The following is a 13,914-nucleotide window of genomic DNA, read 5'->3' as shown; positions in this document are numbered from 1 at the left end:
CCAACCCGGATAACCGGCTCGGCGCTTACTGTGGCACACGTACGACATGTGCATCTATTTTAGAAATGGGGAAGTTGATCCAGATTGTTGGTTGGGTCACCGTCGGCATCGCCGCGAATGTACATTTCGCCATCCTTGCCTTTAAATACATTCACACCGGCAATAGCGCCAGCCTTTACTTCGGCAAGTGCCTGCTGATAATCCAGTACACGTCCTGCTGAAGTCTGAAAGGCCGTCAGGTCACCGTCACCATTTTTCTGTACAGCTGTGAAACTCTCGCGTGTCGTTTGTTCCATGATGTCACACTCTCCTTATATGACGAGATAGGAATCTGCTTACCTGATTAGCGTATCCGAATTCATCGAAAGTATGCACCATATGCTGATAAAGACCTGCCAACGCTGTGGTTTTACAGACTCTTTCTCATACGAACATGCAGAATATCTGCATCATAAAAAGGTTCTTCCGAAATCACTTCATAGCCCAGTTTTTCATAGAATTTCTGTGCCTGACATTGTGCATCCAGTATAGAATAGGATAAGCCGAGTTCACGTGCCCGCTCCTCCATCGCGAGCAGAAGCACACGTCCATAACCATATGAACGATGAGACTCAAGCACCGCGATCCGCTGCATTTTGGCCGTATCCTTACTGTAGTAGATCAGACGTCCTGTGGCTACAGCATGCCCATCCGTACTTAACAATACATGATGCACATCTGGACTGATGACATCATATTGATCAATCTCAATCTCGGCAGGCACCTGTTGCTCGATCACAAAAACGTGATGGCGAATCCCCAGGGCTTGCTCCAGTTGTTCTTCTGTCGATACATAACTAATCTCAGCTGCCAATTCCATTCCTTCTTTCTGCTCTTGCGCGACATATCAGACTGAATTATACAAAAAAATGTTTTTCCTGTATAGTGAAGTCTGGAACATATTGGGAGAGGGGGGGGAGTGATGGGCATGGCAGGCATCATGGTCATTACATTGTTAATGTCGGCGGGAATGATTGCTCTGTTGTATTATGTGACCAAGAAAGCATACTCACGCAAATGGGATGAAGAGGAGTAATTCACCTGTTAATCTTTACGGTAAGACTTCACTGCTTCCTCGCGGAGAATATACATCTTGAATGACAGATTTGGAGTATACGTCCAGCCAGACGGGCAGAGATTCAACATTCTCATTGGTTTGTTTTAACTGTTGGAATTGAACCGTATGTTCATCCCTCTCTAAGCTGCAACCAGTAACGGTTGTACTGAGAATCAGGAGCCCAGCGTAAAGAAAGAAGCATTTCGTAAATGTATGTTTAATGGATTCTAACCGTTTTGTTAAGTTTCTCATAGGGAATTCACCTCATTGTTTGAAATGGTAATCTTTCCTTTATTGTGCACCATTTCAGGTGAATTATAACCAAATAAATCATTGACAATGAACACGGTTACTTGATATGATACTGTTACTTGATTGGGAAACAATTATATATCATGATCTGTTAGCTCAGCTAAAGATAGCATTATGATCGTGATACATACATCTTATTTATTACAGGGCGATAGCTCAGCGGGAGAGCATTATCTTGACAGGGTAAGGGTCGTGGGTTCGATCCCCACTCGTCCTATATGAAAAATAAAAGGCAACTTCTTTTGAGAATTATATCTCAAGAGGGGTTGTTTTTTTTATAACATTATGGCCACCTCCAATAATATATGTAGGTGGTTTTTGTTGAAAATAAATATAATTAATGGTACAGTTTCACTTCCTCTTTTTTAAACAAAACTTAAATAAAACATAAATTCAACGTAAGGTTCCTCTTCTATACTTGGTTCTGAGGTCAACATAGAACAGGAGAAGGAGAGAACTTATGAATTATCCAAGTTCATTTACATTAAATTTAGCGAGAGTAGGAATCGCTGGTACACTTGCTTTAATACTGGCAACAAGCCCACTTGCCAACATGGGGGTTGTTGCCGCTAAAGCAGACCCAGCGCCTGTATCTACGAATGTATCTACGAAGATAGATAACACACAGAAAGACTCCCTGGAGCAGGCCCCGATTCAATATCAGATCCAGGCTCGGCTGAATGAGAAAGACATGACGATCCATGGGAGCGAGAAGGTAACGTATCGCAACACAAGCAAGGATACACTCCAGCAGTTGGTCCTGCATACATATGCTGATGCGAATCTCTCCAAGTCTACACAGGCGAGCATGTTCCAACAAAACAATGAACAGATTAGTGAAGATCATCCGGAGAAGACAGCGGAGGACTTTCTGGGTGGAATTGATATCCAGACTGTAACAAAAGATAGCCAATCGCTGGATTTTCATAAGGAAAACCAAGCGCTGACTGTACAGTTGAACGAGTCCGTTCAACCAGGCGAATCGGTAACACTTCAATTGGAATTCCATCTGAAGATACCTTATGGATCACAGCGAGTTTCCTATTACAAGGATATAATCAATGGTGCACACTGGTTCCCGGTGATGTCTGTATACAATGAGGTCAAGCATCAGTGGAATAAGGCACCGTATAGTCGAACCTTCGAGAGCGATTATTACACCTCGTCGGACTTTGAAGTTCAATTAAACGTGCCTGAGGAGTATCAGGTAGCCATGCCTGGCTCTATCAGCACTCAAAATAGTACAGAACATGGACGTAAAATTGTGTCTGCCGTAGCCGAGAATACGAGAGAGTTTGTTTTCTTTGCCAGTCCTAATCTTCAAGTGGAGCGCGCTACCCGTAACGGTCTGACCGTAGAGTACTATTATTTCAACGATGATCCATCCAAGAAAGAGATCGTTGACCGGTACATTAATCAGGCATTCAAAGTCATTGATTTCTATAGTGAGAAATATGGCAAGTATCCCTATCCAGAGTTCCGAATTGTCGAGACGTATGTACAAGGCGTTGCCGTGGAGTATGCGAGGCTCATTCAGATGGGACAGATTCATGATGGTGCGGTTCCAGAAGAAGACACAACCTTTGTTCATGAAATAGCACATCAGTGGTTCCATGCATTGATCGGTAATAACTCGGAGACAGAATCCTTCCTGGATGAAGGCTTTGCTGATTTCTCCATGGTGTATTTTGCCGAGAAACAGGGAGACAAGCTAAATGGGTTCAAATCCGTACAATTTGATATAGCGCCTGTAGACATGACAATTGCGGCAACAAACGATGAAGCCGGGGAGTTGGCCGGTCTGGTGTATTATCAGAAGGGGCGACAAGCGATCTATCAGCTTTACCGTTCCGTCGGTGAAGAGAAATTTGACGAGTTGATGAGAACATATTTCAAACGCTATGTGTATCAAAATGCAACAATAGAGGGGCTACTTCATACCATTGAAGATGTGCTTGGTAAAGAAGTACGTACCGAAATGCAAATGGCCCTATACCAGCCTAATTTTGTCTTAAAGCCGGAATACCAATTATCCAAAGAAGAGACCGCCGCATATGTGCATGATATCTTTCAGGTGCAGTATCAGGCTGTCATGGGCATGATCCCTAATCTGCCTTATGAAGTGATGAATCGATTAATGGACAAAGTTCTTCAAGGCGAGGACTTAACCATTGTGCTCAGCGATCAGGTGAGTAAGCTTGCAGCTAAACAGCAGGAAGATATGGTTGAACAGTTAACCGGATTCCTTGATATGAGCGGTATACGGTACGACGTTGTACGGGATCGCAAGGAACTGAAGCAAAAGATGAAAAAAGAGATCGGCAACAGCAACCTTATTGTCATTGGCAATGCCAAGTCAAACGGATTGGTGCAGGCTTTAAAACTTAACATTATCGACCGGACGAAACAGACGGGTTTTCCTTGGAAGAATACCATGAATCAACCTCTCGCGGCTGGTGCATATGTTATCCAACATCCCTATAACCAAAATCGATTAATGCTTCATTATTTCTGGAATGAGGATCGTCTGAGTAATGGAACATTTGAAGCTTTTAAGCTGAAAATGCAGGAGTCTATCGGATTCACGAATGACTTTTACCAGTACTATGTATTGGATAACCAAGGCAAGGAGAAATCAAATAAAAAAGTTGCGAATCCCTTATCTCCACTTTTTGCGCAGGAATAAGTAGTTGGTTTGCAGTTTCTTCATTCAAACAGGTTAGCCAATTCGTATTGGTTAGCCTGTTTATGTTTAGTCATGTTTAACACAAGCAAACCGTTCGTTAAAAGAAACCAGACTTCGAATAATAGGCTACAAGATGGGCATAATGCTTTAACAGAAAGGTAACTTCATGAATATACTTATCGGGAGAAAACAATAGGAGGGATTAATATGAAGGATCAACATTATCCGGGCGTATCAATGAAAGGGACAATGGCTGATTACTACGGTAAAGGTAATAAAGGAATGAACAAAATGAAAGCGTATTCATATAATGCTAGAATTCGTCCTGTCATTCGTATTACTCAAGAGCCGGCTGCGAATGTGGGTAATGTTGCTGATTATTCAATCCTATTAAAGGACACTTCGGATAGTTTAAAGGAGTTGAGATCCCATGTCTATGACTGAAAATATTGCTCAGGCAGCACTCGAAGCAGCGATGAAGGCGAATAGAGCCATTGCGCCTTATGACTATTGCGATGCAGAATCCAGAGAGTTGTATACCCCTCAATTTGATAAAAAAATGGACAATCCTATATATACCGCTGCAATGGCGGGTCTGCAATCGATCTACTGGTTTCGGGCGATCAAAGTGAAGGGGCTTATCCCTGATGCAAAAGCAGATTATTATGCTACGTATTCTACCAACCATAATAACATCGGAGGAATTGGACTTGCGTATTCCAACAGTCCAACAGGACCATGGACCAAACACGGACAGGTTTATCTGGATACCGTGGTTGGGAATTCGACCGAAACGCCATTCGTGATCTGGAACGATGAGGAACAATTGTTCTTCATGTATTATCAACAAAACGGGTTGGGAATCAATCAATCAACGGCACTTGCGACCTCTGTAGACATGATCAACTGGACAAGAGTGGGGTTGATTTTGGACAAACCTCCCGGGTTCCCAGGTGATGGTCATACCGGATACTTCTCGTGTTTCAGAAATGGAGGCAAATGGATTGGTTTCTCGGTGATGGGCGGCGGTGACTTTGGCCGTAAATGTATCTGGTATTCTCATGACGGACGTAACTGGTTAGCTGATCCAAGACCATTAATGGGTGGTAACGATGCGACTTTATCAGCGGAAGAAAACATTTCGAGACCCAATGCTGGTGTATTTATGTACAAAGGGAGCATGTGGTGGTTGGGCATGTTATCGGCTTATGCTTCTGGTGGGGGCACGACTGTAGCTCGGCCTGCCATTGCCAAGATCAGCGCAGACTTTCGTCAACTGCTGGACAAACCTTCAGATATATATTTTCCGGCATTGAATTGGGAAACGACCAATATGCAATCCTTGATGGTGTCCGTTATGGACGGCGTAGTGTACGTGTATTACAATACCGATCATAATATCGGTGTAGCTTATTCGGTGGGGGTGTAGAGATGGTTATACGTGATGCAGCGGGACAGATCGTGCCCTTTGGTAAGGTTCACAAACAGCTTGTGGCCGATTTTCTTTACGGAACGTTACCGGATTGGGTGGAGGTGGTGGGCACCCCTACGTTTGAGCCTTTGCCCGACAGAGGAACCATAACCGTTACAACACCGACAGCGGCGGGAGCCACGGCAGAATTGAAAATGAAACATCTGATTGACAGCTCGAAAGTAACCGCAATTGCAATTACTTTGGAAGCGTTACAATTAAACGGGAATATTGGAATTTCAGTTCAGGTTGGCATTAAATCAAAGGACAGCAAGGCAGGAATTACATTTTTTCAGAACGTCAATCAGAAGTATGGGATGGTTCGGGCCTACAAAGCAGATGGAACGTACACCGATTTCAAGCAAAACATGGTATTCTTCACTACACATGGCGTAGCAGGAGACGAGGCGCAGAACCGTAAGAATCTCACTGTGCTGCTCTGCACCGGATTACAATTCTCAGCCGGGTTGGAGAGACCATCCGTATGGCTTGGTGCGGATGATCAGTATGGCGGTGTTGCTGCCGACCTTAGTGGTGGGCTGTTCCAACATGGAGAACTGCAATGTCTGTTGAAACTGACTACAAGCAAAGCCGAGGCCAAATATTTCAAATGTGCGCAGATGAAAGTGGATATCTGGAGTAACTGATTAAACCTAGGGAAACGTCTGAAGATGAAAAAGGTGCATGATTCGAATTGGAATGACGATGAGAAAAGATAAATACCTGCATGGATAGGTGAAAAGATATACTTGAATTAATTTGGTACCTAAACACAGACGCTTTGAAAAAGAAGTGTAGTGTTTGGGTACCTTTTTTATTTAGAGAAGGTTCATGATTGTACCGCCTGCTGCACCAGCCACGACAACGATCCAGGGTGGTACTTTCCAAAAGACGAGCATTAGAAACAACATGCATACCAGTGCAAAATCAACAGGAGTTAGAATCGCAGTTGTCCAGAGCGGATCGTACAATGACGCGAGCAAAATTCCTACTACGGCTGCATTAATTCCGATTAATGCTCCTTGAATTTTCGAGCTTTTACATAAAGAATTCCAGAAGGGCAATGCGCCTACGATCAGAAGGAATGCTGGCAAAAAGATAGCGACCGTTGCAACCAAAGCTCCTGGAACCCCACGCATCATCGCACCTAAATAACCGGCAAAGGTGAACAAGGGTCCAGGTACAGCTTGTGCTGCTCCATATCCCGCCAAAAAGTCGGACTTGTTGATCAGACCTGCAGGAACGAATTCACGTTCCAGTAACGGTAGTACAACATGCCCTCCACCAAAAACAAGTGAGCCTGAACGGTAGAAGCTATCAAAGAATAATAGCCATCCCGAACGATCCAATGGTGTGAGTAACGGAAGAAGAATCAGTATTCCGAAGAACGAAGCCAAACAGGCTATAGCCAAGTTTCGACTCACCGGGATAGACAAGTCTACTGTCCTAATATCTGTCATTCTCCTGAAATGGATCATGCCTATCATTCCTGCAATAACAATAAAAAGGATTGGAGTGAACGCAGTCTGCCACACAACAGTCGCCGCTGCAGTTAAGATAGCGATCGTTGCCCTGTAACGGTCAGGACTTAGTTTTTGCCCCATACCCAATACCGCCTGAGCGACAATAGCTACAGCAACAATCTTAAGGCCGTGAATCCAGCCAGCACTGCTAATATCAAATCCTTGTAGAAGGAAAGCGAACAAAACTAACGCGATGACAGAAGGAAGTGTAAAACCAAGCCATGCCATCAGTCCCCCCAGCAATCCGCCGCGGATGATGCCGATTCCAATCCCGACTTGACTGCTGGCAGGTCCGGGCAAAAATTGACATAGCGCAACTAAATCTGCATAGCTTCGTTCATCCATCCATTTTCTACGGCGAACATATTCTTCATGAAAGTAACCGAGATGAGCGATCGGCCCTCCAAATGAAGTCAGGCCGAGTTTGGTGGATACAGCCAGCACCTCAGAAAGTGCCCTGACCTTATGTTTGGGCTTGTCCTGGGTTAGAAACGAATTATTCTCCAAACGTGTTATTCCTCCTAAATGTTCGTTAACCTATATGATAATCCAGCTCATCGCTATGTATTTAAACGCAGCATTAAACTATATTATTTTTTCATATTAACTATTTACACACAAAATTAAATTGTGTACAATGTAATTGTTAGCGATATAGAAGAGAACAAAATTTATTCAAAATAAATCTAATCAACCAAAGGAGTTTTCAACCATGAAAACATTATATGAAACAACCGTTATTAATACAGGCGGACGTCAAGGAATCGTACAATCCCCGGATAACGTGTTTATGCTGGATGTTGCGGCACCGCCTGAACTCGGAGGACAAGTGACGACAGCTACGAATCCGGAGCAGTTGTTTGCAGCAGGTTATAGTGCATGTTTTAACTCCGCATTGGAATTTCAATTGAAGAAACACAAAGTTCAAATTGAAAGAAGTACCGTAGCTGCAACCGTAATGTTGGTGACGGATTCTGAGGATAACGGCGTGAAGCTTCAAGTAGATTTGGAAGTTAAAATTCTTGGTCTGGATGAGGAGACAGCACAGAAGTTTGTGAAACTTGCCCATGACTACTGCCCATATTCCAAAGGAATCAAAGGGAACGTGAATGTTAACGTGGAACTGGCGTAATCATTGATACTATTCTTTTTATGATAAGAAGCCTCCGAGAAATCGGAGGTTTTTTGTATTATTTTGCTCCGTTGTAAGATTTGCCTTGCCAGGAAAAAGCAATATTAATGATTAAAATATACCTATATGGGGTATAATGAATGGTATAAATAGAATTAAAGGAGTGCAGAACATGAAAAAGTACGTATTGACCCTATCGACTATATTGATTACAAGCAGTTTGGTTTTGAGTGGTTGTGGCAAGGAGACTCGGCAGACTAATACAAGTAACGATGACAATCATACAGCTGCCGCAGGTGAGATGCACCATTCTGAGTCGGGAGAGCTACCGGAAGGACTGCGGGAAAAAAACAATCCCACCTTCCCAATAGGAAGCCAGGCGCTGATGAGTGCCGACCACATGTCAGGCATGAAGGGTGCGAAAGCAAAGATCGTTGGAGCATATGAGACTACGGTATATGCAGTGACGTATACGCCGACCACAGGCGGAGATCCCGTGCATAATCATAAATGGGTTATCCATGAGGAAATAGAGGACCATACGGATCATTCGTATGCGGCAGGTTCTGAGGTAGTGTTGAGCGCTGATCACATGAGAGGAATGAAGGGCGCCAAGGCCACAATTGATTCTGCTGAACAGACAACGGTATATATGGTTGATTATACCCCGACAACAGGGGGAGATTCGATAAAGAATCACAAATGGGTCACAGAAGAAGAATTATCTGTTATCCAATAGGACCATATGTATGAAACATCCCTTTTATGCAGAAAAATCAATTTCCAACTCAATTATGGGTTATAATGGTATTAAGTTTACACATAACTGCTGAAAGGGGAATGTACTTATGATGGATTTTGGCAAACCACCCCATGGCTCTGAGAGCGATACTCACCGTCAGCGTCATCAGGAGAATGAACAGAAATACCTGTCCGGAGGCAAGAGCATTTGGTATGAAATCAGCAACTGGCTCATTCTCGGAGGGATCCTTCTTGTCATATTTTTATTATTCAAATACGTTTTTTAAATAGACACACAACCGGGCGAATCCCCATATGATGCATTACATCAGTAAGCACTTGGGGAAATGGGGAATCCGGGATGGCAAAAGCAAAGGGAAAGAAAGCTCCCGCATTAAAGAGTGACAAAATTCGTGTATCCATGAAGTTGGTCACTTCGGATGTATGTGAGAGATGCAAGACACCATGTACACGAGGAATGGATTACGCTGCACGGATGAGAACCGAAGGGGCTATTGGCAAGGGCGTTCCCTGTATTCTGACCCGCCATACTTCTTCATAACTCTTCGTATAATACCGTATATATAACAATAATAGAATAGAGGCATCCTGTAATGAGGATCGCCTCTTTTTGTGCATTCCAAGGGGTGGAAAAAATTCTGGATAAAAAATGAAAAATGATGAAAAACAGCGCAACTTTGTGGATGAATCTACAGTATAAATGTACAACAGCTAGCAGCAGGGGAGGGAATATTGACGGGATGAAATGGAAACGAGTATTGCTTTGTGTCACGGTATTCTCCTTGCTCGGCGGGTCTTTATTGTTTGCTGATTCGGTGAACGAGAAGATTCGTGTTCTCATTAACGGCAAGGAAGCAGCTGATGGAGGTTACCTCATTGATGGAACGACCTACGTACCTGTAAGGGAAGCCGGAGGCGTCGTCAAATGGGATAGCAGTAACAAGAGAGTAACGGTGATCAAACCGAATGTACATATTTTTCTCTTCAAAGGAGACACTGTATTTGGCAACGTTAACGTAGGCAAGCTGAAATTCAATGTATTTTCACAAGTGGACAGTCTGACAGCAGATGTAGCTGCCGTGAAAGTAACAATCACTAACCCGAGCGGTCAGGTGAAGGATATCCAGTCCCAGGAGCTTACGACCCAGAAGGATAACTTCTGGTTCCGCACATATGATTTTACGTACGATTTCAGTCGTGCGGGCAAGTATCAGGTCGGCTTTCATATTAAAGAAAATGCAAACAGCAGCTATGTCCTGGTGGCGGAGAAAATCATTACAGCGCTGAACGATTGAAGCAAAAATTACCCTGTGAGTTAAATTGACCTGGGTCATTGAACATGTTACGATATGCAAGGTTACACAATTTCTATTTATAAAGCGAGGTATATCAATGAGCGATCACACACATGAACACGGCGATGGCTGCGGATGCGGGCAAGACCACGACCACGACCACGAGCATGAAGAAGTCCTTCTCACATTAACAGACGAGAACGGCCAAGACGTGGAGATGGTTTTGGTGGAGACGTTTGACGTGGAGAAGCATGTTTATGCGCTCCTGCTGGAACGTAACAATCCTGAAGCTGACGGCATCATCCTGCGTATGGAAGAAGAAGACGAGGAAATGGTGCTCTACAATATTGAAGACGAAGAAGAGTGGAACCGCGTTGAAGCGGCTTACAACGAACTCGTTGCATCACAAGAATAGTCATTCTTTGGAACATAACATGAAGGCTCCTTGATTTTAGGGGGCCTTTTGTTTGTTTTTTTAAGAGGTATATGAGCAGTTACACCACCGGTTTTAACGACGAAATAGACGGGAAAATGCAAACTAGCTTGCCCCATAAAATAAAAACGGACCAAGCTAGGGCTTGGTCCTTTAAGTTTATCCCCTGCACAGCGCTAGGGGGTTGTTTTAGAAAATGGCATCGGCTTCCACGATCACTTTAACATTGGTTACACTGCGATCTTCGGGTCCTTTGACAGGCAATCCAACTTCGACATGATCTATAATATAGTCGATGTTCTCTTGGGTAATAACCTCACCCGGTAACAGGATCGGAATTCCTGGAGGATAGACATAGATGAATTCAGAGATAATACGTCCTGCGGATTCCTTGAACGGAATCACTTCGGTATCACCATAGAATGCATCACGTGGCGTCAGCATCAACTGTGGAATGTCCGGAACTTTAACCACCAGTTCATGGGCGGGGTTCACTTGATAATAGGTACGGGAGAGATCCTGCAAAGCGTTCAGCAAGATATCCACACTGTCATCCGTATCTCCTGGCGTGATGAGACACAGAATATTGTACATATCACTAAGTTCGACCTCGATGTTGTAATGTTCACGCAGCCAGTTCTCCGTCTCATACCCTGTAATACCCAGATGACGAACATGGATCGTTACTTTGGTTGGATCATAGTTGAAGGTCGCTTCTGTACCCAGCAGTTCTTTACCGAAGCAATACAGTCCATCCATATCGTTAATCGAACGTCTGGCAAACTCGGCTAGTTCAATCGCCTTCTGTGCAATCTCACGACCGTGGAGTGCCAGGTTACGTCTTGATGTATCGAGTGAAGCAAGCAAAATGTATGAAGTGGATGTTGAGGTGAGCAGACTCAGGATGGTCTGTACACGCTGTGGATTCACGAACCCATTCTTCGTGTTCAGGTTGAGTACGGAACTCTGTGTCATGGAGCCACCAAGCTTGTGAACACTGGTTGCAGCCATATCGGCGCCTGCTGCCATCGCAGACAACGGCAGATCCTCATGGAAATGAATGAGTACGCCATGGGCTTCATCAACAAGTACAGGGACCTGGTAGCTGTGTGCCAGCTCAACAATCTCTTTTAGATCGGTAACCACGCCGTAATAGGTCGGGTTAATTACAAGCAATGCCTTGGCATCTGGATGACGCTCAAGTGCGCGACGGATAGACTGTGTAGTCACTCCATGGTCAATGCCTAGATTGGCATCTTGTGAAGGAGATACAAATACGGGTTTGGCGCCTGAGAAAATAATGGCGGACAGAACCGATTTATGCACATTACGGGGCACAATAATTTTGTCACCCGGTGAGCATACAGACAGAATCATGGTCATAATCGCACTGCTTGTGCCTTGTACACTAAAATAGGTATAATCGGCTCCGAAGGCATCTGCTGCCAAAATCTGTGCTTCCTGAATGACACCGGTTGGCTGATGCAGGTCATCCAGCGGTGCGATGTTAATCAAATCTATGGAGAAGGCATTATCGCCAATAAATTCACGGAATTCGGTATCCGCTCCCAATCCTTTTTTGTGGCCCGGAATATGAAACTGTACCGGATTGAGTGCCGCATGATTTTTTAAAGCGGTAAACAGCGGCGTACGGTGGTGATTCATCAGTGCTGTCACAACCCTTCCTAATAAATTGGTAAACAAAGATGAGTATAGCAAATTAAGAACCGAATGCAACAGTATAAATCGACAATTTTTTAAATTGCAGAGATTTGGGCACATTCCCCACGGTTACACTAAGGATAGGGAATAGGCAAATGAACGCCGAAAGGGGAAAAAGAATGCAAACCGATACAAAACCAGCCAAAATTTTGCGATCACCATTTTTTATCGCGATGTGGCTGACACTTTTTCTAGTTGAAATTATCAAAGGGGCCCTGTTGGTAGCTGTTTTGCCCGTGTATATGGACAATATTCTGGGTCTGTCCGCAGGTGTCATTGGTGTGGCATTTGCTCTTCAATATCTGGGAGATAATCTGTTTCGTGCACCTTCCGGCTGGGCAGCAGAACGGATCGGGTTCCGGGCAACGATGGTTACAGCACTAATCTGTACCTTAATCGCTGTTATTATGATTCTTTTTCTTAAAAGCGCCTTTGGACTGGCCATGGCCTGTCTGATCCTGGGCATTGGTACGTCACCGCTCTGGCCTTGCGCCATGACAGGGGTGACAGCGATGTCAGGCCCACAGAACAAGAACGGTACAGCAATGGGGGCGCTGGAGATGGCTGCTCTGGGCGGTACAGGCCTTGGACCAGTAAGCATGAACTGGTTGCTGGAGCGTACGCATCATGATTATCGCATTATTTTTCTTGTATTGATGGGTTGTGCCATTCTCGTTATTCTGGTGGCCATGATTCTTCCTGGACGTGTCATTGTCGAAGGAGAGCATGCCGGGCAAGCAGCGAAGAATAGTGATGTGAGATATCCAGCCAAACCGAATCTGCTCACGCCGTTCATCCGACTGCAAAAGAGTGTGAAGGGCACACTGCAACGGGTACGCAGTACACTTAATGTTAATCCACTGGTGTATCCTGCACTGTTTATGCAGTCGTTTGTCATCGGGCTGCTCAGTCCAGTAATCACGCTATATACACGCACAGACCTGCACATCTCACCGAACCTGTACAGCTTGTTGCTGATTGCAGGTGGTGGAATAACCGTTATTGCCTTACTGCCTGTAGGTAAAATGGTAGACCGGTTTGGCACGAAACCGTTCCTGAACGTTGGTTTTTTGATGGCGTCTGCAAGTCTGTTCGCGTTTTCCTCCATAACATCCATTCCGGTGGTGTTTGGTGTTGTCATGCTGGTGGGCATCAGTTATGCCATGATTCTGCCCGCCTGGAATGCTTTTGTAGCCACACTGATTCCCAAAGGCGAGCGAGGAGCGATCTGGGGATTTTTCCTCACACTACAGGGATCAGGCATGGTTGTAGGCCCCATTGTTTCCGGACTGCTGTGGGACCACGTGAGTCATCCGGCTCCATTCATCGGCAGTGCCATCGTCATGGCAGGACTTGCCGTTGTGCACTTTGTGTTATCCCGCAATCCGTTTCGCACCGCTCCGGCCAAATGAGCAATAGAAAAGGGAGTTCCACCAACCGTCTTGGTTGTGAAACTCCCTTTTTCGCGTTCATTATATCAGG

General features: G+C 44.6%; 15 protein-coding genes and 1 tRNA gene. 12 read left to right on the top strand and 4 right to left on the bottom strand.

Annotated elements, in window-relative coordinates; all coding sequences use genetic code 11:
- Positions 1-59: 59 nt before the first annotated feature.
- Positions 60-296: a DUF3892 domain-containing protein gene (locus tag ABTV53_RS19090; RefSeq protein ID WP_433745316.1), complete on the bottom strand. Its 237-nt coding sequence runs from the start codon at positions 294-296 to the stop codon at positions 60-62.
- Positions 297-409: 113 nt separating this feature from the next.
- Positions 410-853, bottom strand: a complete 444-nt coding sequence (locus ABTV53_RS19085) for a GNAT family N-acetyltransferase (RefSeq protein WP_433754281.1) — start codon at positions 851-853, stop codon at positions 410-412.
- Positions 854-1,553: 700 nt separating this feature from the next.
- On the opposite strand from ABTV53_RS19085, the gene ABTV53_RS19080 reads away from it, so the two are divergent.
- From ABTV53_RS19080 to ABTV53_RS19060, 5 genes are all read left to right on the top strand, one after another.
- Positions 1,554-1,625 (top strand) — tRNA-Val (locus ABTV53_RS19080).
- 243 nt (positions 1,626-1,868) lie between these two features.
- Positions 1,869-4,094, top strand: a complete 2,226-nt coding sequence (locus tag ABTV53_RS19075) for a M1 family metallopeptidase (RefSeq protein WP_433745313.1) — start codon at positions 1,869-1,871, stop codon at positions 4,092-4,094.
- A gap of 207 nt (positions 4,095-4,301) precedes the next feature.
- Positions 4,302-4,538 (top strand): hypothetical protein, encoded by a 237-nt coding sequence (locus ABTV53_RS19070; protein WP_433745310.1) that lies wholly within the window; start codon positions 4,302-4,304, stop codon positions 4,536-4,538.
- Positions 4,525-5,523: a hypothetical protein gene (locus tag ABTV53_RS19065; RefSeq protein WP_433745307.1), complete on the top strand. Its 999-nt coding sequence runs from the start codon at positions 4,525-4,527 to the stop codon at positions 5,521-5,523. The genes ABTV53_RS19070 and ABTV53_RS19065 overlap by 14 nt, the downstream gene beginning before the upstream one ends.
- A 2-nt stretch (positions 5,524-5,525) precedes the next feature.
- Complete coding sequence (locus ABTV53_RS19060; protein WP_433745305.1) at positions 5,526-6,212, top strand: hypothetical protein; 687 nt, start codon at positions 5,526-5,528, stop codon at positions 6,210-6,212.
- A gap of 171 nt (positions 6,213-6,383) precedes the next feature.
- On the opposite strand, the gene chrA is transcribed toward ABTV53_RS19060, so the two are convergent.
- The gene (chrA, locus tag ABTV53_RS19055; protein ID WP_433745302.1) at positions 6,384-7,595 is read right to left on the bottom strand and encodes a chromate efflux transporter; all 1,212 of its coding nucleotides are present in this window, start codon (positions 7,593-7,595) and stop codon (positions 6,384-6,386) included.
- Between the two features lie 205 nt (positions 7,596-7,800).
- Between chrA and ABTV53_RS19050 the strand changes: the two genes are divergently transcribed.
- From ABTV53_RS19050 to ABTV53_RS19025, 6 genes are all read left to right on the top strand, one after another.
- Positions 7,801-8,220, top strand: coding sequence for an organic hydroperoxide resistance protein (locus ABTV53_RS19050; RefSeq protein ID WP_433745299.1), 420 nt, complete (start codon positions 7,801-7,803; stop codon positions 8,218-8,220).
- 172 nt (positions 8,221-8,392) lie between these two features.
- Positions 8,393-8,959 carry a YdhK family protein gene (locus ABTV53_RS19045; protein ID WP_433745296.1) on the top strand — a complete coding sequence of 189 codons (567 nt, stop codon included), beginning with the start codon at positions 8,393-8,395 and terminating at the stop codon, positions 8,957-8,959.
- A 109-nt stretch (positions 8,960-9,068) separates the two neighbouring features.
- On the top strand, positions 9,069-9,248 hold the full coding sequence (locus ABTV53_RS19040) for a hypothetical protein (RefSeq protein ID WP_433745294.1): 180 nt from the start codon (positions 9,069-9,071) through the stop codon (positions 9,246-9,248).
- A 74-nt stretch (positions 9,249-9,322) separates the two neighbouring features.
- On the top strand, positions 9,323-9,523 hold the full coding sequence (locus ABTV53_RS19035; RefSeq protein WP_433745291.1) for a hypothetical protein: 201 nt from the start codon (positions 9,323-9,325) through the stop codon (positions 9,521-9,523).
- A gap of 199 nt (positions 9,524-9,722) precedes the next feature.
- Positions 9,723-10,277 carry a copper amine oxidase N-terminal domain-containing protein gene (locus ABTV53_RS19030; protein ID WP_253439155.1) on the top strand — a complete coding sequence of 185 codons (555 nt, stop codon included), beginning with the start codon at positions 9,723-9,725 and terminating at the stop codon, positions 10,275-10,277.
- 97 nt (positions 10,278-10,374) lie between these two features.
- Positions 10,375-10,692, top strand: coding sequence for a DUF1292 domain-containing protein (locus tag ABTV53_RS19025; RefSeq protein ID WP_036614722.1), 318 nt, complete (start codon positions 10,375-10,377; stop codon positions 10,690-10,692).
- Between the two features lie 207 nt (positions 10,693-10,899).
- Here ABTV53_RS19025 and ABTV53_RS19020 read toward each other — a convergent pair whose 3' ends face one another.
- Positions 10,900-12,375, bottom strand: a complete 1,476-nt coding sequence (locus ABTV53_RS19020; protein WP_347399959.1) for an aminotransferase class I/II-fold pyridoxal phosphate-dependent enzyme — start codon at positions 12,373-12,375, stop codon at positions 10,900-10,902.
- Between the two features lie 176 nt (positions 12,376-12,551).
- Here ABTV53_RS19020 and ABTV53_RS19015 point away from each other — a divergent pair, with 176 nt between their 5' ends.
- On the top strand, positions 12,552-13,844 hold the full coding sequence (locus ABTV53_RS19015; RefSeq protein ID WP_433745287.1) for an MFS transporter: 1,293 nt from the start codon (positions 12,552-12,554) through the stop codon (positions 13,842-13,844).
- The last annotated feature ends 70 nt before the right edge of the window (positions 13,845-13,914 follow it).

Source organism: Paenibacillus amylolyticus (assembly GCF_050990605.1).
GTDB classification, from domain to species: Bacteria; Bacillota; Bacilli; order Paenibacillales; family Paenibacillaceae; genus Paenibacillus; species Paenibacillus amylolyticus_H.
Note: the sequence above shows the minus strand (reverse complement) of the source record. Positions and strands in the feature narration are given on the sequence as shown.